At 71.8% G+C, this 26487-nt stretch carries 18 protein-coding genes and 1 pseudogene; 10 read left to right on the top strand and 9 right to left on the bottom strand.

Features of this window, described 5'->3' with window-relative positions; translation table 11 throughout:
• Positions 1 to 64: 64 nt before the first annotated feature.
• The 3 genes from ACFV9J_RS02965 (at position 65) to ACFV9J_RS02975 (ending at position 3020) form a co-directional block, all read left to right on the top strand.
• A complete protein-coding gene (locus ACFV9J_RS02965) occupies positions 65 to 1027 on the top strand; it encodes a ComF family protein (protein WP_385348939.1) in 963 nt (320 codons plus the stop codon).
• Positions 1028 to 1340: 313 nt separating this feature from the next.
• A complete protein-coding gene (gene hpf, locus ACFV9J_RS02970) occupies positions 1341 to 2033 on the top strand; it encodes a ribosome hibernation-promoting factor, HPF/YfiA family (RefSeq protein WP_016326377.1) in 693 nt (230 codons plus the stop codon).
• Between the two features lie 228 nt (positions 2034 to 2261).
• Positions 2262 to 3020, top strand: coding sequence for a response regulator (locus ACFV9J_RS02975; protein WP_385348943.1), 759 nt, complete (start codon positions 2262 to 2264; stop codon positions 3018 to 3020).
• 44 nt (positions 3021 to 3064) lie between these two features.
• On the opposite strand, the gene ACFV9J_RS02980 is transcribed toward ACFV9J_RS02975, so the two are convergent.
• Together ACFV9J_RS02980 and ACFV9J_RS02985 are read right to left on the bottom strand one after the other, a co-directional pair.
• Positions 3065 to 4240, bottom strand: coding sequence for a winged helix-turn-helix domain-containing protein (locus ACFV9J_RS02980; RefSeq protein WP_385348946.1), 1176 nt, complete (start codon positions 4238 to 4240; stop codon positions 3065 to 3067).
• Between the two features lie 85 nt (positions 4241 to 4325).
• Positions 4326 to 4901 carry a GNAT family N-acetyltransferase gene (locus ACFV9J_RS02985; RefSeq protein WP_385348949.1) on the bottom strand — a complete coding sequence of 192 codons (576 nt, stop codon included), beginning with the start codon at positions 4899 to 4901 and terminating at the stop codon, positions 4326 to 4328.
• Positions 4902 to 5181: 280 nt separating this feature from the next.
• Between ACFV9J_RS02985 and secA the strand changes: the two genes are divergently transcribed.
• On the top strand, positions 5182 to 8025 hold the full coding sequence (secA, locus tag ACFV9J_RS02990; RefSeq protein ID WP_385348952.1) for a preprotein translocase subunit SecA: 2844 nt from the start codon (positions 5182 to 5184) through the stop codon (positions 8023 to 8025).
• 127 nt (positions 8026 to 8152) lie between these two features.
• Here secA and ACFV9J_RS02995 read toward each other — a convergent pair whose 3' ends face one another.
• On the bottom strand, positions 8153 to 8536 hold the full coding sequence (locus ACFV9J_RS02995; RefSeq protein ID WP_385348955.1) for an Rv3235 family protein: 384 nt from the start codon (positions 8534 to 8536) through the stop codon (positions 8153 to 8155).
• A gap of 1128 nt (positions 8537 to 9664) precedes the next feature.
• Between ACFV9J_RS02995 and ACFV9J_RS03000 the strand changes: the two genes are divergently transcribed.
• From ACFV9J_RS03000 to ACFV9J_RS03010, 3 genes are all read left to right on the top strand, one after another.
• Complete coding sequence (locus ACFV9J_RS03000; RefSeq protein ID WP_385348958.1) at positions 9665 to 10168, top strand: DUF6912 family protein; 504 nt, start codon at positions 9665 to 9667, stop codon at positions 10166 to 10168.
• Between the two features lie 58 nt (positions 10169 to 10226).
• Positions 10227 to 10898: an HAD family hydrolase gene (locus ACFV9J_RS03005; RefSeq protein ID WP_385348961.1), complete on the top strand. Its 672-nt coding sequence runs from the start codon at positions 10227 to 10229 to the stop codon at positions 10896 to 10898.
• 502 nt (positions 10899 to 11400) lie between these two features.
• The gene (locus tag ACFV9J_RS03010; protein WP_385348964.1) at positions 11401 to 16362 is read left to right on the top strand and encodes an NAD-glutamate dehydrogenase; all 4962 of its coding nucleotides are present in this window, start codon (positions 11401 to 11403) and stop codon (positions 16360 to 16362) included.
• 217 nt (positions 16363 to 16579) lie between these two features.
• On the opposite strand, the gene ACFV9J_RS03015 is transcribed toward ACFV9J_RS03010, so the two are convergent.
• The 4 genes from ACFV9J_RS03015 to ACFV9J_RS03030 all read right to left on the bottom strand — a co-directional run bounded on the left by ACFV9J_RS03015 (position 16580) and on the right by ACFV9J_RS03030 (position 22532).
• Positions 16580 to 18295, bottom strand: a complete 1716-nt coding sequence (locus ACFV9J_RS03015) for a glycosyltransferase family 2 protein (protein ID WP_385348967.1) — start codon at positions 18293 to 18295, stop codon at positions 16580 to 16582.
• On the bottom strand, positions 18292 to 20544 hold the full coding sequence (locus ACFV9J_RS03020; protein WP_385348970.1) for a CDP-glycerol glycerophosphotransferase family protein: 2253 nt from the start codon (positions 20542 to 20544) through the stop codon (positions 18292 to 18294). Before ACFV9J_RS03020 ends, ACFV9J_RS03015 begins: the two co-directional genes overlap by 4 nt.
• A gap of 127 nt (positions 20545 to 20671) precedes the next feature.
• Complete coding sequence (locus ACFV9J_RS03025) at positions 20672 to 21583, bottom strand: ABC transporter ATP-binding protein (RefSeq protein WP_385348972.1); 912 nt, start codon at positions 21581 to 21583, stop codon at positions 20672 to 20674.
• Positions 21576 to 22532 carry an ABC transporter permease gene (locus ACFV9J_RS03030; protein WP_385348975.1) on the bottom strand — a complete coding sequence of 319 codons (957 nt, stop codon included), beginning with the start codon at positions 22530 to 22532 and terminating at the stop codon, positions 21576 to 21578. Before ACFV9J_RS03030 ends, ACFV9J_RS03025 begins: the two co-directional genes overlap by 8 nt.
• 172 nt (positions 22533 to 22704) lie before the next feature.
• Here ACFV9J_RS03030 and ACFV9J_RS03035 point away from each other — a divergent pair, with 172 nt between their 5' ends.
• The gene (locus ACFV9J_RS03035; RefSeq protein WP_385348978.1) at positions 22705 to 23337 is read left to right on the top strand and encodes a TetR/AcrR family transcriptional regulator; all 633 of its coding nucleotides are present in this window, start codon (positions 22705 to 22707) and stop codon (positions 23335 to 23337) included.
• 85 nt (positions 23338 to 23422) lie between these two features.
• Here the strand turns inward: ACFV9J_RS03035 and ACFV9J_RS03040 are convergent.
• Positions 23423 to 23898: pseudogene (locus ACFV9J_RS03040) on the bottom strand (hypothetical protein).
• Positions 23899 to 23941: 43 nt separating this feature from the next.
• Between ACFV9J_RS03040 and ACFV9J_RS03045 the strand changes: the two are divergent.
• Positions 23942 to 24337: a GNAT family N-acetyltransferase gene (locus ACFV9J_RS03045; protein WP_385348980.1), complete on the top strand. Its 396-nt coding sequence runs from the start codon at positions 23942 to 23944 to the stop codon at positions 24335 to 24337.
• Here the strand turns inward: ACFV9J_RS03045 and ACFV9J_RS03050 are convergent.
• Complete coding sequence (locus tag ACFV9J_RS03050) at positions 24324 to 25343, bottom strand: GNAT family N-acetyltransferase (protein WP_385348984.1); 1020 nt, start codon at positions 25341 to 25343, stop codon at positions 24324 to 24326. The two genes, ACFV9J_RS03045 and ACFV9J_RS03050, sit on opposite strands and share 14 nt — an antisense overlap.
• Between ACFV9J_RS03050 and ACFV9J_RS03055 the strand changes: the two genes are divergently transcribed.
• A complete protein-coding gene (locus ACFV9J_RS03055; protein WP_385348987.1) occupies positions 25272 to 26402 on the top strand; it encodes an FAD-dependent oxidoreductase in 1131 nt (376 codons plus the stop codon). The genes ACFV9J_RS03050 and ACFV9J_RS03055 overlap by 72 nt on opposite strands.
• Positions 26403 to 26487 lie beyond the last annotated feature (85 nt).

A 26487-nucleotide genomic window follows, 5' to 3' on the forward strand; every position in this document is an offset into this window, starting at 1 on the left:
AGGGGGCGGCCGACGTTTTCCACAGGCCTGGCGGGGCTTCGCGGGCAGGGGCACAGTGGTGGCCATGCGCGGATTGCGGACATGCCTGACACGGCGGACATGGCGGAGAGGGTGGGCGGACCTCACGGACCTGGTGCTGCCAGCCGAGTGCGGGGGCTGCGGCACGGCTCGGGCGGTGCTGTGCCCCCGGTGCCGTACGGCGCTGAGCGGAGCCCCGCCGCGCCGGGTGCGTCCGGAGCCGGAGCCGCCCGGCCTGCCCGCGGTGCACGCGGCGGCGCCGTACGCGGACGAGGTGCGGGCGGCGTTGCTGGCCCACAAGGAGCGGGGCGTGCTCGCCCTCACGGCACCGCTCGGGGTGGCCTTGTCGCAAGCGGTGCGGGCGGGCCTCCGGGAGGCGTGGACGGACGCGGGTGACGTGCGGACCGGTGCGGTGCGGACCGGTGCGGTGGGGGTCGGAGCTGCGGGTCCCGCGCGTGGCAGGGGGCCGGTGCTGCTCGTGCCCGTGCCGTCGGCGCGCAGAGCGGTGCGGACGCGGGGGCACGATCCGGTGCGGCGGATCGCCCTCGCGGCGGCGGGGGAGCTGCGGCGCACCGGGACGGCCGCCCGGGTGCTCGCCGTGCTGCGGCAGCGGTACGCCGTGGCCGACCAGTCCGGGCTCGACGCCCGGCGGCGGCTGGACAATCTCGCCGGCGCGCTGGCGGTGGCTCCGGGCGGTGCGGGGCCGCTGTGCGAGGGCGGGACGGTCGTCCTGGTCGACGACCTGATGACGACGGGGGCGTCGCTGGCCGAGGCGGCCCGTGCGGTGCGCGCGGCGACGGCCGCCGCCGTTGAGTCGCGGGCGGGGCCGGCTGCGTACGGGACGGCGAGATCGGCCGTGTATCCGGCCGCGGCAGGGGAAGGCAGAGAGGAACGGAAGACCGGCCCCCGAATGGCGGGTCCGTATGGAGGCGATGGCGTGATCCGTGAAGCGATCTGCGCGGCAGTGGTCGCGGCCTCACCAGATGCTTTCGAAATAAACCGGAACTGACTGAGAACTTACGTCGTTGCAGGTAATGACGGAGTCAATTCACCGGAACGGAGGTACGCCGCGGTAGAGGGTGACGACATCCGTCCGGGCGAGATATGTTCGGTTGTGAGGCAAAGCCGCAGGCCACACCTCTCAAATCCGAATGCCGTGCTGCGGGTTTTACCGTCATCACCCGCACCGGTGGAGTGGAGATCCCGCCCGCGGGGGAGGAGGTGGACGTCACCGAGTCCGAGGTTTCGGGATGGACCGGAACCTGGTGCAAAAGGGAGATGCTCCGCCGTCGAAGCGGAGCGATCCGGGAACGGAGTTCTGCGTGGACATCGTCGTCAAGGGCCGCAAGACCGAGGTGCCCGAGCGGTTCCGGAAGCACGTGGCCGAGAAGCTGAAGCTGGAGAAGATCCAGAAGCTCGATGGCAAGGTGATCAGCCTCGACGTCGAGGTGTCCAAGGAGCCGAACCCCCGGCAGGCCGACCGCTGTGACCGAGTGGAGATCACGCTCCGCTCCCGCGGTCCGGTGATCCGGGCGGAGGCGGCGGCGAGCGACCCCTACGCGGCGCTCGACCTGGCGGCGGAGAAGCTTGGCGCACGACTGCGCAAGCAGCACGACAAGCGCTTCTCGCGCCGCGGCGCGCGCCGGATCTCGGCGGCCGAGGTCGCCGACCACGTACCCGGCGCGGCGACGCTCAACGGGAACGGCGACGTCGTCCCGACGGAGAAGCAGGACGGCGTACCCACCAAGAAGATCGGCTCGCTGGAGGTCCAGGGCGACGGTCCGCTCGTCGTCCGGGAGAAGACCCATGTGGCCGCACCCATGTCCCTCGACCAGGCGCTCTACGAGATGGAGCTGGTCGGGCACGACTTCTACCTGTTCGTCGACTCCGAGACGAAGGAGCCCAGCGTCGTCTACCGGCGGCACGCCTACGACTACGGCGTGATCCACCTGACCACGGACACGATGGTCACTCAGGCACACGCCCCCGACGCGGGCGATGCGCTCGGCGGCTGACACACGCCGCCGGGTGACAGCGGTTCGGTGCCCCTGGAGCGCGTGTGCGCCCCCAGGGGCACCGGTGTGCGACGGTGCGCGAGGGTGTGCGACCCCAGAGCTGCCCGTTCGGTCACCCCGCTGTCCGCCGGGCATGGAATCATGGCGGCAACGGCCCAACCGGTGGGTCGTTGCTCTGGGTTGGCGATGGCTCAGGACCACGTGCCAAAGCCTTCAGGGGGAGGAACGATGGCGGACAGTTTCGGACCGATGCGGGCCGCGGGCGTCGACCACGGGATCGACGACGGGGCCGCCGGCATGGGCCCGGACGCGGGCTCCGCACGCGAGGAGCCGATCAGGGTGCTGGTCGTGGACGACCACGCCCTCTTCCGCCGCGGCCTGGAGATCGTGCTCGCGGCCGAGGAGGACATCCAGGTCGTCGGAGAGGCCGGTGACGGCGCCGAGGCCGTGGAGAAGGCGGCCGACCTGCTGCCGGACATCGTCCTGATGGACGTGCGGATGCCCAAGCGGGGCGGTATCGAGGCCTGCACCTCCATCAAGGAGGTGGCCCCCAGTGCCAAGATCATCATGCTGACGATCAGCGACGAGGAGGCCGACCTCTACGACGCGATCAAGGCGGGCGCGACCGGTTATCTCCTCAAGGAGATCTCGACGGACGAGGTGGCCACCGCCATTCGCGCGGTGGCCGACGGACAGTCCCAGATCAGTCCGTCCATGGCCTCGAAACTGCTGACCGAGTTCAAGTCGATGATCCAGCGCACCGACGAACGCCGGCTGGTGCCCGCGCCGCGGCTCACGGATCGCGAGCTGGAGGTACTCAAGCTCGTCGCCACGGGAATGAACAACCGGGACATCGCCAAGGAACTGTTCATTTCCGAGAACACCGTGAAGAACCACGTGCGCAACATCCTGGAGAAACTCCAGCTGCACTCCAGGATGGAGGCCGTGGTGTACGCGATGCGGGAGAAGATTCTCGAGATCCGGTGAGTCGGTGACGCCATGACTCGGTGACCCGGTGAGTCCGTTCCCGGTCAGTCGAGCAGCCGGGCCAGCTCCCGGGTGAGGGGCTCACGCAGATCAGGAGTCTCGACCCGCTCCACGCGTACGTTCGTGCAGTCCACCCAGCTCGCCGCCTCGACCAGTGCCTGGGCCACCGCCGGGGCCGCCTTCGGGCCGTCCAGCGTGACCTGCTTGGCGACCAGGGTGCGCCCCTCGCGGGCCGGGTCCACCCGGCCGACGAGCCGGCCGCCGGCCAGGACCGGCATCGCGAAGTAACCGTGCACCCGCTTCTGCCGGGGTACGTAGGCCTCCAGCCGGTGGGTGAAGCCGAAGATCCGCTCGGTGCGCGCCCGCTCCCAGATCAGCGAGTCGAAGGGGGAGAGCAGCGTCGTGCGGTGACGGCCGCGCGGGACCGTCTCCAGCGCCGCGGGGTCCGCCCAGGCAGGACGGCCCCAGCCCGCCACCGTGACCGGCACCAGGCCCGAGTCGGCGATCACCGCGTCGACCTGCTCGGCCTTGAGACGGTGGTAGTCCGCGATGTCCGCGCGCGTGCCGACGCCCAGGGACTGGCCGGCCAGGCGGACCAGCCGGCGCAGGCACTCCGTGTCGTCCAGGTCGTCGTGCAGCAGCGCGGTGGGGACGGCGCGCTCGGCCAGGTCGTACACCCGCTTCCAGCCGCGGCGCTCCACGCACACCACCTCGCCGTACATGAGCGCGCGCTCGACGGCGACCTTCGTGCCCGACCAGTCCCACCACTCGCTGGTCCTCTTCGCGCCGCCCAGGTCCGTCGCGGTGAGGGGGCCCTCCTCGCGCAGCTGCTTGACGACACGGTCGTAGTCGCCGTCGGGGAGGTGGTGGTTCCAGTGCGGGCGGTTGCGGTACGCGCGGCGGCGGAAGGCGAAGTGGGGCCACTCCTCGATCGGGAGGATGCAGGCGGCGTGGGACCAGTACTCGAAGGCGTGGGTGTCCGTCCAGTAGGCGTCGTCCACGGTCCGGCGGCCGACCGCGCCGAGGCGGGCGTAGGGGATCAGCTCGTGGGAGCGGGCCAGGACCGAGATCGTGTCGAGCTGCACCGCGCCCAGGTGACGGAGGACGCCGCGGACGCCCGCGCGGCGGTCGGGGGCGCCGAGGAAACCCTGCGCGCGCAGTGCCAGGCGGCGGGCCTCGTCTGCGGACAGTTCCGTGGCGGGGGGCGGGAGGGTCGTCATACGTCCGCACGATAGGGGGTGGGTCTGACAGTGGGGCGCGGGAGCGGGGCGCGGGTGCGGGGAGGCGGGTGCGGTGGCCCGGGGTTCAGGCGGCGTCCGGTGTCGGGAGGTACGGGGACGTGGACGGGAGGGCGAGGTCGGAGGGGAGGAGGGAGCCGATCCAGCAGTCGCGGCGGACGCCCTTGTTGTTGAGCGCGGAGCGCAACGTGCCCTCCATGGCGAAGCCCGCGCGTTGGGCCACCGCGCGGGAGGCCGTGTTGCCGACCTCGGCGCGCCACTCCAGGCGGTCCACCGCCCGCTCGGTGAAGGCCCAGCGGGCGGCGGCGACGGCGGCCTCGGTGGTGTAGCCCCGGCCGCGGTGCTCCTTGGTGCCCCAGAACCCGATCTCACCGGTGCCCAGCGAGATCATCGTGACCGCGAGCATGCCCACCAGGTCCCCGGCCGGGAGGAAGAGACCGAAGGTGAACATCGAGTCGTTCGCCCAGCCGTCGGGGACCATCTGCTCCGTGAAGCCCCGCGCGTGCTCCGGGAGGTAGGGCGAGGGGATCGTCGTCCAGCGCTGGATGTCGGGATCCTGGGCGGCGGCGTGCACGGCCTCGGCGTCCCGGGGGCCGACCGTGCGCAGGACGAGGCGGTCGGTGGTGAGCGTGACGGGTTCCATCGGCCGATTCTGCGCGGCGTCCCCCACAGGCGCCAATATTTTTGCCGTGCGTGAACATCCCGTCACCTCTCGTGCGATTCGCCGGAAGGTGCGGCACCATCCGCGGGGCCCGGACGTTGAAAGGGGCGACGGCAGACCGGGATGCTGGATGCAAGGAGCGGACGGTCCTCGTCGCAGCAGGCCTCCCGGGGCAGCGGGGTCCTCGCATACGATGGCCGTTGCCCGATCCGTCACAGGAAACCGACCGTCCCAGGCCCGACCGGCAAGGAGACCAACCCCCGTGTCCGTCCTCTCGAAGCTCATGCGTGCAGGCGAAGGCAAGATCCTGCGCAAGCTGCACCGCATCGCGGACCAGGTCAACTCCATCGAAGAGGACTTCGCTGACCTCTCCGACGCCGAGCTGCGGGCCCTCACCGACGAGTACAAGCAGCGCTACGCCGACGGTGAGAGCCTTGACGACCTGCTGCCCGAAGCCTTCGCCACCGTCCGCGAGGCCGCCAGGCGCGTCCTGGGCCAGCGGCACTACGACGTGCAGATCATGGGCGGCGCCGCCCTGCACATGGGCTACGTCGCCGAGATGAAGACCGGTGAGGGCAAGACCCTCGTCGGCACGCTGCCCGCCTACCTCAACGCCCTGTCCGGCGAGGGCGTGCACATCGTCACGGTCAACGACTACCTGGCCGAGCGCGACTCCGAGATGATGGGCCGCGTCCACAAGTTCCTCGGTCTGGACGTCGGCTGCATCCTCGCCAACCAGACGCCGGCCCAGCGCCGCGAGATGTACGGCTGCGACATCACCTACGGCACGAACAACGAGTTCGGCTTCGACTACCTGCGCGACAACATGGCGTGGTCCAAGGACGAGCTCGTCCAGCGCGGCCACAACTTCGCCATCGTCGACGAGGTCGACTCCATCCTCGTCGACGAGGCCCGGACGCCGCTGATCATCTCCGGCCCGGCCGACCAGGCCACCAAGTGGTACGGCGACTTCGCCAAGCTGGTGACCCGCCTGAAGAAGGGCGAGGCCGGCAACACCCTCAAGGGCATCGAGGAGACCGGCGACTACGAGGTCGACGAGAAGAAGCGCACCGTCGCCATCCACGAGTCGGGTGTGTCCAAGGTCGAGGACTGGCTGGGCATCGACAACCTCTACGAGTCGGTGAACACCCCGCTGGTCGGCTACCTGAACAACGCCATCAAGGCCAAGGAACTCTTCAAGAAGGACAAGGACTACGTCGTCCTCGACGGCGAAGTCATGATCGTCGACGAGCACACCGGCCGTATCCTCGCCGGCCGCCGCTACAACGAGGGCATGCACCAGGCGATCGAGGCGAAGGAAGGGGTGGACATCAAGGACGAGAACCAGACGCTCGCCACCATCACCCTCCAGAACTTCTTCCGCCTCTACAAGCGTCACGACCACGACGAGAAGGAACAGCCCGGTCTGTCCGGCATGACCGGTACGGCGATGACCGAGGCCGCCGAGTTCCACCAGATCTACAAGCTCGGCGTGGTGCCCATCCCGACCAACCGGCCGATGGTGCGCAAGGACCAGTCGGACCTGATCTACCGCACCGAGGTCGCCAAGTTCGAGGCCGTCGTCGACGACATCGAGGAGAAGCACCGCAAGGGCCAGCCGATCCTCGTCGGCACCACCTCGGTCGAGAAGTCCGAGTACCTCTCGCAGCAGCTCAGCAAGCGCGGCGTCCAGCACGAGGTGCTCAACGCCAAGCAGCACGACCGGGAGGCGACCATCGTCGCCCAGGCCGGCCGCAAGGGCTCCGTGACGGTGGCCACGAACATGGCCGGCCGTGGTACGGACATCAAGCTCGGCGGCAACCCGGAGGACCTCGCCGAGGCCGAGCTGCGCCAGCGCGGCCTCGACCCCGAGGAGCACATCGAGGAGTGGGCCGCGGCCCTGCCCGCCGCGCTGGAGCGGGCCGAGCAGGCGGTCAAGGCCGAGTTCGAAGAGGTCAAGGACCTGGGCGGCCTCTACGTCCTGGGCACCGAGCGGCACGAGTCGCGCCGTATCGACAACCAGCTGCGCGGCCGCAGCGGCCGTCAGGGCGACCCCGGCGAGTCCCGCTTCTACCTCTCGCTGGGCGACGACCTGATGCGGCTGTTCAAGGCCCAGATGGTCGAGCGCGTGATGTCCATGGCGAACGTGCCGGACGACGTGCCGATCGAGAACAAGATGGTGACGCGGGCGATCGCGTCCGCCCAGTCGCAGGTCGAGACGCAGAACTTCGAGACCCGCAAGAACGTCCTGAAGTACGACGAGGTCCTCAACCGCCAGCGCGAGGTCATCTACGGCGAGCGTCGCCGCGTCCTTGAGGGCGAGGACCTGCAGGAGCAGATCCAGCACTTCACGAACGACACGATCGACGCCTACGTACAGGCCGAGACCGCCGAGGGCTTCCCCGAGGACTGGGACCTCGACCGGCTGTGGGGCGCCTTCAAGCAGCTCTACCCGGTGAAGGTCACCGTCGAGGAGCTGGAGGAGGCGGCGGGCGACCGGGCCGGACTGACCGCCGACTACATCGCGGAGTCCATCAAGGACGACGTCCAGGAGCAGTACGAGGCGCGGGAGAAGCAGCTCGGCTCCGAGATCATGCGCGAGCTGGAGCGCCGGGTCGTCCTGTCGGTCCTGGACCGCAAGTGGCGCGAGCACCTCTACGAGATGGACTACCTCCAGGAGGGCATCGGCCTGCGCGCGATGGCGCAGAAGGACCCGCTGGTCGAGTACCAGCGCGAGGGCTTCGACATGTTCCAGGCCATGATGGAGGGCATCAAGGAGGAGTCCGTCGGCTACCTGTTCAACCTGGAGGTCCAGGTCGAGCAGCAGGTCGAGGAGGTTCCGGTCGAGGACGCGGCGCCGTCGCTCGACAAGGGCGCGCAGGACGCGGTTCCGGCCCAGGCGGGCGCCCGTCCGGAGATCCGGGCCAAGGGTCTCGACGCGCCGCAGCGCCGTGACCTGCACTTCTCCGCGCCGACCGTGGACGGCGAGGGAGGTGTCGTCGAGGGCGAGTTCTCCGACGGCGAGCCCGCCCAGGCCCAGTCCGACGGACTCACGCGCGCGGAGCGCCGCAAGCAGGCCAAGGGCGGGCGGCGCCGCAAGAAGTAACGGCGCGGCGCCCGTGGGCGCCGTGGCGGTGGGAAGGGCCGGTCACCCGGGGTGACCGGCCCTTCGGCCTGTCCCGGCGGCGGTCGTGTCTCCCGGCGGCCTTGTTCCGGCGGGCCGGCCTGGACGGTCAGTCGTCGTCCGCGCGGGTCCTGCGGGGTCCGCCCACTTCCACCGCCGTGCAGCGCCAGCGCAGGTCCCGGCCCCGCTCCAGGCGGAACGCCATGGCCCGCAGCCGGTCGCCCGCGCCGATGCGCGCGAAGACCTCCAGGGCGCCCGGCCGTGGCTCGAAGTACCCGATGTCGCGGACGACGGGGGAGGTTCCGCGGGTGCGCAGCGGGCCGCGTTCGGCGAGGTGGGCCAGGTCGTCGTAGGCCCGGCCGACGGTGTGGCGGAGCATCGAGTGAACGGGGCGCCGACCGCTGAGGACGCCGAGCAGCAGCTCGGCGAAGTGGTCGGTGGGGCGCAGCTGTGGGACGGGCCGGCGAGGCGTCTGAGCGGGGACGACGGGCACCGCGGAGGGCCGGGCGACCCTTCGGTGGCTCCCGGGTGCGATCCGCCCCAGGGAGAGGGCTGTGACAGGGGCCGAGGCGGCGCTCGCGGTGCGGGCGGCGGCGGAGGCCGTGCCCGGGCGGCCGTCGACGGTCGCCGTGGTCGGGCGGCCGGGGGCGGAGGCCGTGGTCGGCTCCGGCGCAGAACCCGTGGCGGGGCCGCCCGGGGGCCCCGCGACCGGGGCGGGCCCTGCGCCCCGGCCAGGTCCGGCCGTGGGCGGGCGGGTGTCCGCCGGCCGCGTACGCGACCGCTGGGACCGGCCTGGAGACCCCGGCGGGCGCCCACCGGACGCCGCAGCACGCGCCCCACGCGCCCCCGGCCTGCGAGGCGGCACACCGCCCGGCGCACGGGGCGGGGTACCACCGGGTCCGTCGGACAGGGTGCCGCCGGGTCCGCCGGACGGGACGCCGCCGGGTCCGCCGGACACGTGGGGGTCGGTGCCGCCGGGCCTACGGAGCGGAGCGCCGCCGGGCCCGCCGGGCGGCGTGGCCGCCTGGCCGTACGAGGGCGTGGCCCCTGGGGCGGAGGAGGCCGTGGCACCCGGGCCGTACGACGGCATGGTCCCCGGGGTGTAGGAGGCCGTGGCACCCGGCCCGTGCGACGGCGAGGCCGCTGGGCCGTACGGCGGCGAGACCCCCGGGCCGTACGACGGCGTGGCCCCTGGGGTGTAGGAGGACGTGGCACCCGGGGCGTCGTGGGGCGGCGGCGGTGAGGTGGGAGGGGATGTGGGGGCGGTGGGGTGGGGCTGGGTTCGGGTCATGACCTTGCGCATGGGGGTCCCCGTTCGGTGGCCCGGGTGATACCGGGCGGTAACTTCGCGGTCGGTGATCTTGTACGGGGTGGAGGGGCGGCGCGGCAAGGACGCGGCCGGTCGGGTCGAGCGGGTCGGGAGGTTCACCTATCAGAGTGATGTGGGGGAGCGGAGCGGCCGGGATCGCGGGGTGAGGAGGGTGAATTCCGGGACCGGGGTGGACGTGTCGGAGGTCACGGGTGGGGACTCGAAAGGGGACACCCGCACGTATCCTGAAGGCTCTCCCGTCGGGCCGCCGAGCGCTCCGGCGGCGCCCCCGACCACGAAAGCGGCAGACTCATGCGCGTCTACGTCCCCCTGACCCTGTCCGGCCTCGCCGAGGCGCACCGGGCGGGAGACCTGGGGGCCGGGCCGCTCGTCGCCTACGCCGTCACACCGGCGCTGCGCGAGTGGTACCTGTCGGACGACATCGAGGAGCTGGAGTACGCCGCCCTCAACCGGGCCGCCCTGGCCTCGCTGCGGCTGCTGGCGGCCGACCCGGCCGCGGCGCGGCGCCGGGTCGTGGTCGCCGCAGACGTCCCCGACGGCGCCACCGTGGCCGACCCGGACCGGGGACCCGATCCGGCGGCGCTGGGCGAGGTCCGCCTCGCCGGACCGCTGCCGCTGGCCAAGGCGGCCGCGGTGCACGTCGACTCCGCCGACGCCGAGGCGGACGTGCGCGCCGCGGCCGAGGCCCTCGCCGCGGCGGACGGCGGGGACGACGACGCCCAGTTCGTCGTGGACGGAGCAGAGGACCACGAGCTGCTCTGGTACGCGACGCAGGAGCTCCCGAACCTGGTCTGAGCAGGAAGAACGTACCTCGGTGTCCCGATTGTCAGTGGCGCCGGGTACGTTTTCGGGCATGGGGATGCAGACGGGCGCACACATCGTGTGGGACTGGAACGGCACGCTGTTCCACGACAACGACGCGATCATCGGAGCGACGAACGCGGCGTTCGGCGAGCTGGGGCTGGCGCCGATCACACTGGAGCGGTACCGGGCGCTGTACTGCGTGCCGGTGCCGAAGTTCTACGAGCGGCTGATGGGGCGGGTGCCCACCGACGCCGAGTGGGAGGTCATGGACGCGGCCTTCCAGCGCCACTACAGCGTGCACCGGAGCCGTTGCACGCTCGCGGACGGTGTCACGGAGCTGCTCGCCCGGTGGCGGTCGGCGGGGCGCAGCCAGTCGATCCTCAGCATGTACGGCCACGACGAGCTGGTGCCGCTGGTCAAGGGCCTCGGGATCGAGACGCACTTCATACGCGTCGACGGCCGGACCGGGCCGTCCGGGGGCAGCAAGGCCGAGCACATGGTGCGGCACCTCGCGCAGCTGGCGCTGTCCGGGGTGGAGCCGGCTCGCACGGTGGTGATCGGGGACGCCGCCGACGACGCGGTGGCGGCGAGCCACGTGGGCGCCGGGGCGGTGCTCTACACCGGGGGGTCGCACAGCCGGGCCAGCCTCGAGGGCGTCGGGGTGCCGGTGGTGGACACGCTGGGAGAGGCCGTGGCGGTGGCGGAGCGGCTGGCGGGATGACCTGCCGCCTGGCACCGAGGCGTACCGGACACCGAGGCGTACCGGACACCGGGGCGCGCCGGGCACGGCGTCGTACCTGTGCGGAACGTCCAAGTTGTGGGCCCGGTTTTGTACACATGCGGCTCATGACGGGGAGCCCGTGCGGGGCGATAGCCTTGTGGCGTGATCAGCGCGATAGCTCGCGGGGGCACTGGTGCCCCTGCCCTGCGCCCGGCACCCGCGGACGACATCCGTGGCCGGGCGGCGGTCGCTGATACTCGCGGGCGGGACGGGGCATCGAAGACCCCCGGTACGGCGCCGCGCACTCCCCGGACGGTGACGGCGAGAGCGAAGTCACATCCGGTGGAAGCGGCGACATTGGCTGATATGCCCCCGCTCCTCTCATCTTGCGGCATAGCGTCGGAGCAGACCGGACACCCCGTGTCCCGACGTCATGCCGGAAGGCAGGAGACCGTACTTCCTTCAACGTCACGCAACGGCGCGCGACAGGAGTCAGAGGACAATGCAGACCAAGCTGGACGAAGCCAAGGCCGAGCTGCTCGAAAGGGCTGCGCGGGTAGCTGAGAACAGCCCGGTCGGGGGGCACCTACCGACCGGGACGACGGGCGAGGGAACTCCGGGCACCCCGGACGGCCCGGACGGCGCCCCGGACTACGCATCCGTGTTCGCGTTCCTCCAGCGCTACTACCGGCACACCGCCCCGGAGGACCTCGCCGACCGCGACCCGGTCGACATCTTCGGGGCCGCCGTCTCGCACTACCGGCTGGCCGAGAACCGCCCGCAGGGCACGGCGAACGTCCGGGTGCACACCCCGACGGTCGAGGAGAACGGCTGGACGTGCAGCCACTCCGTCGTCGAGGTGGTCACCGACGACATGCCCTTCCTCGTCGACTCCGTGACCAACGAGCTGACCCGCCAGGGCCGCGGCATCCACGTCGTCGTCCACCCGCAGATCGTGGTGCGGCGCGACGTCGCCGGCAGGCTCGTCGAGGTGCTCGCCGGTCCGCCCGCCGCCGACCTGCCGCACGACGCGCACGTCGAGTCCTGGATCCACGTCGAGATCGACCGCGAGACCGACCGCGGCGACCTGAAGCAGATCACCGCCGACCTGCTGCGCGTCCTGAACGACGTCCGCGAGACCGTCGAGGACTGGGGCAAGATGCGGGACGCGGCCGTCCGCATCGCGGACCAGCTGTCGACCGAGGCCACCCCCGAGGACCTCCCCGCGCGCGAGCTGGAGGAGGCCCGCGAGCTGCTGCGCTGGCTGGCCGACGACCACTTCACCTTCCTCGGCTACCGCGAGTACGAGCTGCGCGAGGACGACTCCCTCGCCGCCGTCGCAGGTACCGGCCTCGGCATCCTGCGCTCCGACCCGCACCACGCGGCCGACGAGAGCCACCCCGTCAGCCCGTCCTTCGAGCGGCTGCCCGCCGACGCCCGGGCCAAGGCCCGCGAGCACCGCCTGCTGGTGCTGACCAAGGCGAACAGCCGGGCCACCGTGCACCGTCCTTCGTACCTCGACTACGTCGGCGTCAAGAAGTTCGACGAGAACGGCAACGTCGTCGGCGAGCGGCGCTTCCTCGGACTCTTCTCCTCCGCCGCCTACACCGAGTCCGTCCGCCGGGTGCCGGTGGTGCGGCGCAAGGTGGAGGAGGTGCTGCAGCGGGCCGGCTTCTCGCCCAACAGCCACGACGGCCGGGACCTGCTGCAGATCCTGGAGACGTACCCGCGCGACGAGATGTTCCAGACCTCCGTCGAGGAGCTGGAGCCCATCGTCACCTCCGTGCTCTACCTCCAGGAGCGGCGCCGCCTGCGCCTCTACCTGCGTCAGGACGAGTACGGCCGCTACTACTCGGCCCTCGTCTACCTCCCCCGCGACCGCTACACCACCGGTGTCCGGCTGCGGATCATCGACATCCTGAAGGAGGAGCTCGGCGGCACCAGCGTCGACTTCACGGCCTGGAACACCGAGTCGATCCTGTCCCGGCTGCACTTCGTGGTCCGGGTCCCGCAGGGCACGGAGCTGCCGCACCTGTCCGACGCCGACAAGGAGCGCGTCGAGGCCCGTCTGGTCGAGGCCGCCCGCTCCTGGGCCGACGGGTTCGGCGAGGCACTGACCGCCGAGGTCGGCGAGGAACGCGCCGCCGAGCTGCTGCGCCACTACGGGTCCGCCTTCCCCGAGGGCTACAAGGCCGACCACAGCCCGCGCTCCGCCGTCGCCGACCTCGGCCACCTGGAGCAGCTCGACGAGGAGAAGACCTTCGCGCTGAGCCTGTACGAGCCGGTCGGCGCCGCGCCCGAGGAGCGGCGCTTCAAGATCTACCAGAAGGGCGGCTCGGTCTCCCTGTCCGCCGTGCTGCCGGTGCTCAGCCGGCTCGGCGTCGAGGTCACCGACGAGCGCCCCTACGAGCTGCGCTGCGCGGACCGCACCACGGCCTGGATCTACGACTTCGGCCTGCGGATGCCCAAGGCCCCGTCCGGTGGCGCCGACTACCTCGGCGACGACGCCCGCGAGCGCGTCCAGGACGCCTTCGCCGCCACCTGGACCGGCAAGGCGGAGAACGACGGCTTCAACGCCCTCGTGCTCAGCGCCGGACTGACCTGGCGCGAGGCGATGGTGCTGCGCGCGTACGCCAAGTACCTGCGGCAGGCCGGTTCGACCTTCAGCCAGGACTACATGGAGGACACCCTCCGCAACAACGTCCACACCACGCGCCTGCTCATCAACCTGTTCGAGGCGCGGATGGCGCCGGAGCGGCAGCGTGCCGGGCGGGAGATCGTCGACGCCCTGCTCGAAGAGGTCGACGCCGCTCTCGACCAGGTGGCGAGCCTGGACGAGGACCGGATCCTGCGCTCCTTCCTCACCGTCATCAAGGCGACGCTGCGGACCAACTTCTTCCAGGAGGCGGCGGGCGGCAAGCCGCACGACTACGTCTCCATGAAGTTCGACCCGCAGGCCATCCCCGACCTCCCGGCGCCGCGCCCGGCGTTCGAGATCTGGGTGTACTCGCCGCGCGTCGAGGGCGTGCACCTGCGCTTCGGCAAGGTCGCGCGCGGTGGTCTGCGCTGGTCGGACCGGAGGGAGGACTTCCGCACCGAGATCCTCGGCCTGGTCAAGGCGCAGATGGTGAAGAACACCGTCATCGTGCCGGTCGGCGCCAAGGGCGGCTTCGTCGCCAAGCAGCTGCCCGACCCGGGCGTCGACCGCGACGCGTGGATGGCGGAGGGCATCGCCAGCTACAAGACGTTCATCTCGGCGCTGCTCGACATCACCGACAACATGGTGGCCGGCGAGGTCGTGCACCCCGCCGACGTCGTCCGGCACGACGAGGACGACACCTACCTCGTCGTCGCCGCCGACAAGGGCACCGCCAAGTTCTCCGACATCGCCAACGAGGTCGCCGAGTCCTACAACTTCTGGCTCGGTGACGCCTTCGCCTCCGGCGGCAGCGCGGGCTACGACCACAAGGGCATGGGCATCACCGCCCGCGGCGCCTGGGAGTCCGTCAAGCGGCACTTCCGGGAGCTGGGCGTGGACACCCAGACCCAGGACTTCACGGTCGTCGGCATCGGCGACATGTCCGGCGACGTCTTCGGCAACGGCATGCTGCTCAGCGAGCAGATCCGCCTGGTCGCCGCCTTCGACCACCGGCACATCTTCATCGACCCGACGCCGGACGCGGCCACCTCCTACGCCGAGCGCCGCCGGCTGTTCGAGCTGCCCCGCTCGTCCTGGGAGGACTACGACACCGAGCTGCTCTCGGCGGGCGGCGGCATCTTCCCGCGCACGGCCAAGTCCATCCCGGTCAACGCGCACGTCCGCGAGGCCCTCGGCATCGAGTCGGGCATCACCAAGATGACCCCGGCCGAGCTGATGAAGGCGATCCTCAGCTCCCCGGTGGACCTGCTGTGGAACGGCGGCATCGGCACCTACGTCAAGGCGTCCACCGAGTCCAACGCGGACGTCGGCGACAAGGGCAACGACGCCATCCGCGTCGACGGCAAGGACCTGCGGGTCCAGGTCGTCGGCGAGGGCGGCAACCTCGGCCTGACCCAGCTGGGCCGGATCGAGTTCGCGCTGCGGGGCGGCCGGATCAACACCGACGCCATCGACAACAGCGCGGGCGTGGACACCTCCGACCACGAGGTGAACATCAAGATCCTGCTCAACGGTCTCGTCAAGGACGGCGACATGACCGTCAAGCAGCGCAACAAGCTGCTCGCCCAGATGACCGACGAGGTCGGCGCGCTGGTCCTGCGCAACAACTACGCGCAGAACACGGCGATCGCCAACGCGCTCGCCCAGTCCAAGGACATGCTCCACGCCCAGCAGCGCTTCATGCGGCACCTGGTCAGGGAGGGCCACCTCAACCGGGCCCTGGAGTTCCTGCCCACCGACCGCCAGATCCGGGAGCGGCTGACCGGCGGACACGGTCTGACCGGCCCGGAGACGGCCGTACTGCTGGCGTACACGAAGATCACCGTCGCCGAGGAGCTGCTGCACACCTCGCTGCCGGACGATCCGTACCTCAAGGGTCTGCTGCACGCCTACTTCCCGACGGCGCTGCGCGAGCAGTTCGCCGAGCAGGTCGACGGCCACCCGCTGCGCCGCGAGATCACGACGACCGTCCTGGTCAACGACACGGTCAACACGGGCGGTACGACGTATCTGCACCGGATGCGCGAGGAGACCGGCGCGTCGCTGGAGGAGATCGTGCGGGCGCAGACCGTGGCGCGGGCGATCTTCCGCTCCTCCCCGGTGTGGGACGCGGTGGAGGAGCTGGACACCAAGGTCGACGCCGCCGTCCAGACCCGGATCCGGCTGCACTCGCGCCGCCTGGTCGAGCGCGGCACGCGCTGGCTGCTCAACAACCGGCCGCAGCCGCTGGAGCTGGCCGGGACGGTGGAGTTCTTCGCCGAGCGGGTCGAGCAGGTGTGGTCGCAGCTGCCGAAGCTGCTGCGCGGTGCGGACGCGGAGTGGTACCAGCACATCTACGACGAGCTGACCGGCGCGGGAGTCCCGGACGAGCCGGCGACGCGGGTGGCCGGGTTCTCCTCGGTCTTCGCGGCGCTGGACATCGTGTCGGTGGGCGACCGCATGGGCAAGGAGCCGCTGGACGTCGCGGAGGTGTACTACGACCTCGCCGACCGGCTGGGTGTCACCCAGCTGATGGACCGGATCAGTGACCTGCCGCGGGACGACCGCTGGCAGTCCATGGCCCGTGCGGCGATCCGCGAGGACCTGTACGCGGCGCACGCGGCGCTGACCGCGGACGTCCTGGCGGCGGGCAGCGGATCGTCGACGCCGGAGCAGCGGTTCAAGGCGTGGGAGGAGAAGAACGCGGCGATTCTCGGGCGGGCGCGGACCACGCTGGAGGAGATCCGGGGGTCGGACGCGTTTGATCTGTCCAACCTTTCGGTGGCCATGCGGACGATGCGGACGTTGCTGCGCACGCATTCGTAGGTGGGGCGGCGTTTGCGCCGTCGCCGTGTGAGGCGCCCTGGGCCGGGTTCGGTCCGGGGCGCCTTGGCGTGTGCGGCGGGGTGGGGGGGGCTGGGTGAGGGTGGGTGCGCAGCCCGGCGCTGGCGGGGTGCCGCCTGCGCCCACCCGTGCCGCCCCAGCGGCACGATTGCCCGCAGCTGGGGGCGGCGGTTACGACTGTCCGCAGTTGGGGCGGGCGTCAGCGGAGGACATTGGACACCAAGCGGGCTGCTCTGCGGGTGCGAGGGGTGGAGAGGCGGCGGGCGGCCGGGCCGAGGATCCTTGCCGTCGTGCCCACTGGCTGCCAGGTGATCTGGAGGCGGCCCGGGTTGTGGCCCTCCGGGCGGAGGGTGACGCGGTGAGGGGTGAGGCCGGTGCGGTAGGGGACGCGGGCCGTGAGGGGCGGGAAGGCGAGGGGCGCCAGCAGGATGCCCGTGTGGGTGCGGCCGCGATGGCGGAGGCGGAGCACCGGATGGCGGGTGCCCGCGAAGCCGTGCAGGGGGAGGCGGGCCGCCGCCAGGTCCAGGCGGACGCGGCCCTCGAAGAGCCCGGGGCGGACGGGCGAGAGGCGGAAGGGCACCGTGAGGCGCCTGCTGCCGGGGGAGAGGTGGAGCACCGCACGCTGGGGGCCGACGGGGAGGCGCAGGGCGGGGTCGAAGGTGCGGACGGTGAGGTCGACCGACGCACCGGGGCCACGCGTGATCTCGGTGATCTCGTGCCGGAGCAGGGCGGTGAAGAACGGGCGGGTGTCCAGTTCGAGGTCGGTCAGGTCCAGCTCCCGCCGGGCCTCGGGGGAGGCCGGGACCTCCTCGCCCCAGTACACGCGGCCGCTCTCCTCGTCCGGTGTCACCCGGCGCGGTGCCACGTCGTGGCCGAGGCCGCGGGCCGCCGTGCGTACGTCGGACAGGCGCCGGTCGCGCAGCAGCCGCAGGACGACCCGTTCGGCGCGGGGCAGCCGGGCGTAGGCGCCCTCGGCGAGCGTGTCGAGGTAGGGGTTCATCAGGTCCGCGAAGGAGGCCAGCCAGGTGTCGTCCCGGTAGGGGAGGTCACCGGCGTACATCCGGAAGTCGTGCTTGAGGAACTTGAAGTCCTTGTCCTCGCGCAGCGCCTCGTGTCCGCTCTCGGCCAGGAACGCGTCGATGAGGCGCTGTACGTGGACGCGGTCGCGGACGTTGGTGAGCTTGTGGCGCTGGTTGGAGATGGAGGCGGCGTCGGAGGCCGCGTACGGGGCGATGTACCAGCGGTAGACCGGTTCGGGGACGACGGTGAACGTCTTGGCCAGGCAGTACGCCTGGGCCGAGAAGAGCTGGTCCTCGTAGTGGATGCCCTCGGGGAAGCGCAGGCCGTGCCGGTCGAGGAAGGCGCGGGCGTACATCTTGCTGGTGGAGAGGTGCTCGAAGAACAGGCGCGGGTCGGCCTCGATGCCGTCGAGGGTGCGGCGTTCGGCGACCAGGTGCGGCATCCAGGTCGTGCGGCGTCCGCCGTCCACGCGGATGCGGTGCACGGCGCCCATGGCGAAGTCCAGGTCGCGTTCGCGGTGGGCGGCGAGCAGGACCTCGACGGCGCGTTCGGGGAGTTCGTCGTCGCTGTCCAGGAACATCAGGTACGGCGCCCGCGCGATCTTAAGGGCACGGTTGCGCGGGGCGCTGCATCCGCCGCTGTTCTCCGGCAGCCGGAGGTAGACGACCCGTGGGTCGTGGGCGGCCAGTTCGCGGGCCACCTCCTCGGTCGCGTCGGTCGAGTGGTCGTCGCTGATGACGACCTCGATGTTCGCGTGGGTCTGGCGCAGCGCGGACGCGACCGCGCGGGGGAGGCGCTCGGCGTCGTTGTAGACGATGACCGTGACGGTGACGTCCGGGATCTCCAAAGGGAGGAGCGTGCCCGTGGCCGGGCTCGTGCTCGTGGCTGTCCTCATGACGAGGCCGCCTCCTCGGGGTTCGGGGCCGGGGTGCGGTCCTCGACCGGCAGGACCGGGGGCAGCGTCCGCTCGTCCTCGCCGAGGAAGACCCGGCGCACGACGCGTTCGGCGGCGCGGCCGTCGTCGTACTCGCAGAACCGGCGCCGGAAGGCGGTCCGGGCCTTCGTCGCGCGCTCGTCGTGCCAGGCGTCGGAGGTGAGGATCTCCGTCAGCTCCGCCTGGGTGCGGGCGACTGGCCCGGGGGCCTCGGCCATCAGGTCGAAGTAGACGCCGCGGGTGGTGCGGTAGGTCTCCCAGTCGTCGGCGTGGACGACGATCGGGCGGTCGAGGTTGGCGTAGTCGAACATGATCGACGAGTAGTCGGTGACCAGCGCGTCGGCGGCCAGGCACAGCTCCTCGACGGGTTCGTAGGAGGAGACGTCGACGAGGCGGCCGGTGCGGCGCAGGCCGGCCAGCGGGGCCGAGGGGGCGGCGGCGCTGTCGTAGAAGTAGTGGGCGCGCACCAGCAGAACCGTTTCTTCACCGAGCCGGTCGGCGAGGGCCGCGAGGTCCAGGCGCGGGGTCCAGCCGGCCTCGTAGTCGCGGTGGGTAGGTGCGTACAGGACCGCACGGCGGCCGGGCGCGATACCGAGGCGCTCGCGGGCCGCGCGGACCTCGGCGGGACCGGCGGTGTAGTACACGTCGTTGCGCGGGTAGCCGTGGTCGAGGGAGAGGTGGCGGGACGGGTAGGCCCCCTGCCACATGCGGGTGGAGTGGCTGTTGGCCGAGACGCTGAAGTCCCACTTGTCGACGCGCTCCAGCAGCGCCTGGAAGTCCAGGCCGTGGGCGGCGGCCGGGTACGGCAGCTGGTCCACGCCCATGCGTTTGAGCGGGGTCCCGTGGTGGGTCTGGAGGTGGACGGTGCCGGGGCGTTTGACCACCGCGTCCGGGAAGTTGACGTTGTTGACCAGGTACTTGGCGCGGGCCAGCACCTCCCAGTAGCGGCGGGTGCCGGGCACCACGTGGTCGGTGCCGGGCGGCAGCAGGGCCGCGCCCTGCGCCGTGACCACCCACACCGGGTGGACGCCCGGGGCGAGTTCGGCGAGCTTGGCGGCGATCGCGGCCGGGTTGCAGGCCACCCCGCGGTTCCAGTACGCCGAGAAGACCGCGAGGTGCGGGTCGAGGGGGCGGGCCAGGGCGGCGCGGTACTGGAGGGTGCGCAGCCGGGTACCGGCCCGGCGTCTGCCGGTGCGCGCGGCGGAGCGCACCCCGCGGCGGGCGTGGCTGGCGGTCTGGAGGGCGCGGTACCGGCCGTAGGCGCCCTCCTCCAGCAGCGACCGGCGTACGCCCTCCAGTCCGGCCCGGCGCCTCAGCCCTTCGGGGCGGTGGCGCCGGGCGGTCACCGACGCCCGGTGGAAGAACTCCCGCGCCACGTCGTCCGGCATTCCGGCGCGGGCGAAGGTGTGCAGGCAGTCGCGGATCATCAGGTCGTACAGGACGCCGTGGACGGCGGGCCGGCCGGCGGTGAGGCCCAGGAGCGCCTCGTAGCGGTCGACCAGCGCGTACCGCTGCGCGGCTGTGGGCGGCGGCAGGCTCTCGGGGCGCAGCCCGCGGTCCTCGTACGCCGGGAGGGGCAGGCAGGCGACGCGGTCGGCGAGCAGCAGCGCGGCGTACGCGGCGAAGGGCTCGTCCTCGGTGGTCAGGAGCCGTTCGTGGGCCCGCCAGAAGCCGGCGCGCACGGCGCGGTTGCCGAGCAGCGGGGTGAGGCGGAGCAGCCCCGCGCGGTCGTCGAGGGCCAGGCCCTCCACGGCGCGGCCCGCGCGGGCGAGGCGGGGGCCGTCGGGGGAGGGCAGACCCGAGACCCGCCAGGAGCTGCGGACGTGGTCGAGGAGCAGCACCTCCACGGCGTCGGGGAGGGCACCGGCGCGCTCGGCGACGGCGGGCGGGGCGCCGACGGGCAGCCCGTCCTTGGCGTGCACGAAGTGCAGCCACCGGCCCCGCGCCCGGGCCGCCCCCGCCGAACGGGCCGCCGCGTCACCGGCTCCGTCCGGCAGGGGCAGCACGGTGAAGGCGGGGGCGTGCCGCTCGGCGACCTCCCGCGCCCAGTCCCCGACGGCGGCGACGATCACCTCGACGCCGGTGAGGGGATGGGCGTCCAGGGAGTCGAGGAGGGCGGGCAGGTGGTCCTGGACGTTGCGGCCGTGGACGATGACGCTGAGGTCGGGGGCCGTCTCGGGGGCCGTCTCGGGCATCGCGGTGACGGACATCGCGGGGACTCCTTCGCCTTCTCGCTCCCGGAGCACTCCTGTGGTCGACTGCTATTCGGTCATCGTGACATCAATCGGGCAAAAGGGTTAATTGTGAGTACGCCTCCCGGGCGACGGGACGCTGCGCTCACGCGGCTGTCGGCGCCTTCGGTGCCTTCGGCGCGTTCGGCGCGGCCTTGGCCTGCGGCTTGGGTTTCGCCGCCGGGCCCGGGCCCGCGGTGAACTTCTCGTACTCCTTGAGGACCTCCTCCGTGGGCCCGTCCATCCGCAGTTCACCGCGCTCCAGCCACAGCACCCGGTCGCAGGTGTCGCGGATGGACTTGTTGCTGTGGCTGACCAGGAACACCGTGCCGGCGTGCTTGCGCAGCTCCCGGATGCGTTGCTCGGACCGCTTCTGGAAGGAGCGGTCGCCGGTGGCCAGGGCCTCGTCGACGAGGAGGACGTCGTGGTCCTTGGCGGCGGCGATGGAGAACCGCAGGCGGGCCGCCATGCCGGAGGAGTACGTGCGCATCGGCAGGGTGATGAAGTCGCCCTTCTCGTTGATCCCGGAGAAGTCGACGATCTCCTGGTACCGCTCCTTGACCTGGGCGCGGGACATGCCCATCGCCAGACCGCCGAGGTACACGTTGCGCTCGCCGGTCAGGTCGTTCATCAGGGCGGCGTTGACGCCGAGCAGGGAGGGCTGCCCGTCGGTGTGGATGCGGCCGTTCTCCACGGGAAGCAGGCCCGCGACCGCCTTGAGCAGCGTCGACTTGCCCGAACCGTTGGTGCCGATCAGGCCGATGGCCTCGCCCCGGTACGCCACGAAGGACACGTTCTTCACGGCGTGCACCCGGCGCACGCCCGCGGCCTTCTCGGTCTTCTTGCGGCGCAGGATGCGGTTGAGGGCGGCGGTCGCGGTACCGCGTCCGGCGCCGGTGCCGTTGACCCGGTAGACGATGTCGACGCCGTCGACGACGACGGTGGGCACGCGCTCGGCGGGGGTGTTGTCAGCGGGACTGTTGTCAGCGGGACTGTTGTCAGCGGGGGTGTCAGCCACGACCGTACGTCTCCTCGGCCTTCCAGAAGTAGATGAAGCCGCCGATCCCGGCGACCAGGGCCCAGCCCACCGCGAGCGCCCACACATGGGGCGGCAGTTGGCTCGAGCCGAAGGTGTCGATCAGGGCGAAGCGCATCAGGTCGATGTAGACGACGGCGGGGTTGAGCTGGAGGGCGGTGCCGACCCAGGACGGCAGGCCGCTGTCCGGGCCGGTCATGTGCTCGATGCTGAACATGACGCCCGAGGCGTACATCCAGGTGCGCAGCAGGAACGGCATCAGCTGGGCCATGTCGGGGATCTTCGAGCCCACCCGGGCCATGACCATCGCCACGCCCGTGTTGAACAGGAACTGCAGCACCAGCGCCGGGAGGGCGAGCACCCAGGACGGGGCGGGCGGCACGCCGAAGGCCAGCAGGATCACGAGGAGCGCGGCCATCGAGAACAGCAGCTGCTGGAGCTGCTGGAGGCAGAACGACACCGGCAGCGCGGCGCGGGGGAAGTGCAGGGCGCGCACGAGGCCGAGGTTGCCGGAGATGGCGCGGGTGCCCGCCATGATCGAGCTCTGCGTGAACGTCCACACGAACACGCCGGTGACCAGGAACGGGACGAAGTCCTCCACGCCCCGGCTCGTGTTCATCAGCATGCCGAAGATGAAGTAGTACACCGCCGCGTTGAGCAGGGGCGTCATCACCTGCCAGACCTGGCCCAGCTTGGCCTGGCTGTACTGGGCGGTGAGCTTGGCGGTGGAGAAGGCGCCGATGAAGTGCCGGCGCGCCCACAGGTCGCGGACGTACTGGGGCAGGGAGGGGCGGGCACCGCTGACCGTCAGTCCGTGCCGGGCGGCGAGCGCCGCGAGGTCGGTCTCGGCGGCGGGGCCGGATTCGCTGGTGCGGGGGCCGGCCTGGGTCGATGCCCGGGTCGGGGGAGGGGGGTCGAGGACCTGGCTCACATCCGGTGCTTTCGCTCGGGGGAGGGGGCGAGAGGGCGACGCCCGTCGTTCACCTGGGTGACCGTGTGTGTTCATCTACGTCGGGACGGCACCGTATCGTCGTGACGTGAGCGTAGGCCGTGGCAACGCCGGAACGCAACCGTTTCGTCGTGACGCCCTATGCTTGACCCGCATGACGACCAACGCCGCCGCCGACGAGCCGACGCCGCGCCCGCGCCGCCGGGCCCCCGCCGGGGCGGCGGTGCTCCGCGAGGACGTGACCGAGGCCATTCGCGCGGCGGTCTTCGAGGAGCTGGCGGCGGTGGGCTACGCCCGCATGTCCATCGAGGGCATCGCGCGCCGCGCGAGGGTCGGCAAGACCGCCGTCTACCGGCGCTGGCGCTCCAAGCTGCACCTGGTGCTCGACATCGTCTCCGCGCTCGCCGTGCAGGGCCTGCCCGCGCCGGACACCGGCTCCCTGGAGGGGGACCTGCGGCTGCTGTACGAGGTGACGTCCCGTGCCCTGCGCCACCCGGTGGCCTCGCAGATCATCCCCGACCTCCAGGCGGAGGCGGCCCGCAACGCCGACATCGCCCAGGCGCTGCAGAAGACCCTGCGGGATGGCCAGGACGGCGTCGCCAGCAAGATCCTCGCGGCGGCGGCCGAACGCGGCGAGCTGGGCCCCGGCCTCGACACCGACCTGGCCCTCGACCTGATCTCGGGCCCGCTGTACTGGCGCTCGGTGGTCGTCCGCGGGGCGAAGCCGCCCAAGGGCTACCTGGGATCGCTGGCCCGGGCCACGGCGGAGGGGCTCAAGGCGCTCTGAGCGGTCGGCGCCGAGCGGATCGAGGGGCTCCATGCGCTCTGACCGGTCGGCGCCGGGCGGATCGAGGGCAGGCTCGCCCCCCCCCTCACCAGCCGGCGAGCCGGACGACCTGCGTCGCGATGTCCGGCACCGCCCGGCCGTCAGTGGGTACCCGCACCGTGCCCACGGGGGCCTCCTCGGCCAGCCGCCGCGCCATGCGCAGACTCCGCTCGATGTGGACGCCGAGCTGCGATCCGGTCTCGCGCACGGCGAGCCGTTGCCGCACGGTGGCCTCGTCGGCGGTCAGCAGCACGCAGGTGACCCTGACCTCGTCCCCGCCCATGGCCCGCCCGATCATCGGCGCCTCGAGGATGCTCACGGTGGTGGTGTAGAGCAGCCGGCGCTGACCGAGCGCCGCGTAGTTCGCCCATGGATCTGGTCCATGCCGTCCCCCTCGGTCAGGCAGTGCGCTGTTCCGGCCGCCCGCAGCAGCGCGGACACCTCCCAGCCGACGGTGCTCTTGCCGACGCCGGAGCCGCCGCCGAGGAGTAACAGGTCGTAGGTGCCAGCTTCTTGGTCCATGTCGGCAGTGTGCGTCATGACCGGGTCGGCCTACGATCGGACCGTGACGATCACCTACCGGTGGCGGGGAGACGTCGACAACGTGCTCCTCGGCGCGCTGCACGCCGACGGCTTCGGCCACCCGCCCGACGGGGCCGACTGGCGGACCCAGCTGGAGCGGCACAGCCTCGGCTGGGTCTGCGCCTGGGAGGACGGCTCGCTGGTCGGCTTCGTCAACGTCGCCTGGGACGGCGGAGCACACGCCTTCCTCCTGGACACGGTGGTCGCCCGGCACTGCCGGTCACGCGGAGTCGGCGCCCACCTGGTCGCGGTCGCCGCCGAGCAGGCCCGGGCGGCGGCGTGCGAATGGCTGCACGTCGACTTCGAGGACGACCTGCGCCCGTTCTACCTCGACGCATGCGGCTTCAGGGAAACGTCGGCCGGGCTCATTGCCCTGTGACGTGCCGCCCCTTGACCGCGATCCTGGCGAGCAGCTCGTCGCGGACCAACGGCCACTCGTCCGCGAGCAGGCTGTAGTAGAGCGAGTCGCGACGCGTGCCGTCGTGGCGAACCATGTGGCTGCGCAGTGTCCCCTCGTAGACGAGGCCCAGGCGGGTCAAAGCCTTCTGGGACCGCTCGTTGAGGTTGTCCGTACGCAGGGCGACTCTGGCGAGGCCGAGGGTGTCGAACGCGTGACTGAACAGCAAGAGCTTGGACTCGGCGTTGAAGGGGCCGCCCCAGCAGGAGCGGTCGAACCATGTTGCCCCGATCTCGGCACGGCCCTGTGCCAGGTCGAGCTCGTACAGACTGGTCGAGCCGATCACCGCTTCGTCGTCCAGGCGTTGGACGGCGAAGCACTGACGTGCCGGGTCCTCCAACATCGCTCGGAGCATGGTCCGCATCTCTGTCAGAGACTCGGGACGCGGCCTGGGCATCCACTGCCACACCTCCGGGTCCGAGGCGGAAGGAAAGAGCGGAGCGGCGTGGTCCACGGAGAGTGGGACGAGGCGGACGGTCCGGCCAGTGAGGGTGCCCTTGTTCATGAAGAGACGGTAGCCCTGTGCCGACGGGACTGCTGACCTCTGGGCCGAGGTACGCCCTTTGGCCGACGGCGTGGACGTGCTGAGGGGAATCTGGGCGCGGGTCGCGGCGGACCGCAGTCGGGAAGAGCCGGTGGACACCGTGGCCCGGCTGCTCGGGCTCGCCGTCCCCGAGGGCGTCGACGGCACGTCAGCGCATCCCCGGCCGTCGCGCTTCCGAGTGGGGAGCCGTCGTCTGTCGGTCAGCTGTCGGTGGTTGTCGTTCCGGTGTCGGAGCCGTGTCGGAGCGGCCTGGCAGCTTGTCGGAGACGGCCGCCGCGGAGCACCGGGCGGCCCCGATCCCGAGGAGCCACCATGCGCACTCCCGTCACGATCATCGGTGCCGGACTCGGCGGACTCACACTGGCTCGCGTCCTGCACGTCCATGGCATCCCGGTCACCGTCCACGAGGCCGAATCATCCCCCGCGGTACGCGCGCAGGGCGGGATGCTCGACATCCACGACCACAACGGGCAGCTCGCCCTGGAGGCGGCCGGCCTGATGGACGAGTTCCGCGCCGTCGTCATCGAGGGCCGTCAGACGATGCGGCTCGTCGAACAGGACGGGACGGTCCTGCACGAGATGGCCGACGACGGCACGGGCGGACGCCCCGAGGTGCAGCGCGCGGAGCTGCGGCGCGTCCTGCTCGAATCGCTCCCGGCCGGCACGGTCCAGTGGGGGCGCAAGGCCAGCGGTGCCCGGGCCCTCGCCGAGGGCCGTCACGAGGTGACCTTCGCCGACGGCGGTACTGCGGTCACGAGTCTGCTGGTCGGCGCGGACGGTGCATGGTCGCGGGTCCGGGCGCTGCTGTCGGACGCCGCACCCGAGTACGTCGGTACGTCGTTCGTCGAGACCTACCTGTTCGACGCCGACACCCGGCACACCGGCACCGCGAAAATGGTCGGCGGCGGGTCGATGGTCGCGCCCTCGCCGGGCAAGGAGATCTTCGCCCACCGGGAGAGCGGCGACACGCTGCACGCCTACGTGGCGCTGTCCAGGCCGCTGGAGTGGTTCGCCGCCATCGACTTCACCCACCCCTCCGCCGCGGCCGCCCGCATCGCGCGGGAGTTCGACGGCTGGGCGCCGGAGCTGACCGCGCTGCTCACGGACGCCGACACGGCGCCTGTGCTGCGCCCGCACTACGCGCTCCCGGCCGAGCACCGATGGGAGCGGACGCCGGGCGTGACCTTGATCGGCGACGCCGCCCACCTCGCGGCTCCGAACGGCGAGGGCGCCAACCTGGCCATGCTCGACGGCGCCGAACTCGCCAAGGCCCTCGCCGCCCACCCCCGCGACGTCGAGGCCGCGCTCACCGAGCACGAGCAGGCCATGTTCGCCCGCAGCGCCGAGGCCGTCACTTTCGAGGGCGCCGAGATCCACGGCATCGACTCCGAGAACAACACGGCCCGGGCCATGCTCGAGATGATCACCGAGCAGGGTCGGTAGCCGGCACCCGCAAGTCCCACCAGGTTGCCGCCCGGTGGGACTTGCGGGTGCCGCGCAGCGGTCAATCCTGATCCGCCGAGGCGGA

It is taken from the genome of Streptomyces sp. NPDC059906 (assembly GCF_042730645.1).
GTDB classification, from domain to species: domain Bacteria; phylum Actinomycetota; class Actinomycetes; order Streptomycetales; family Streptomycetaceae; genus Streptomyces; species Streptomyces rubrogriseus.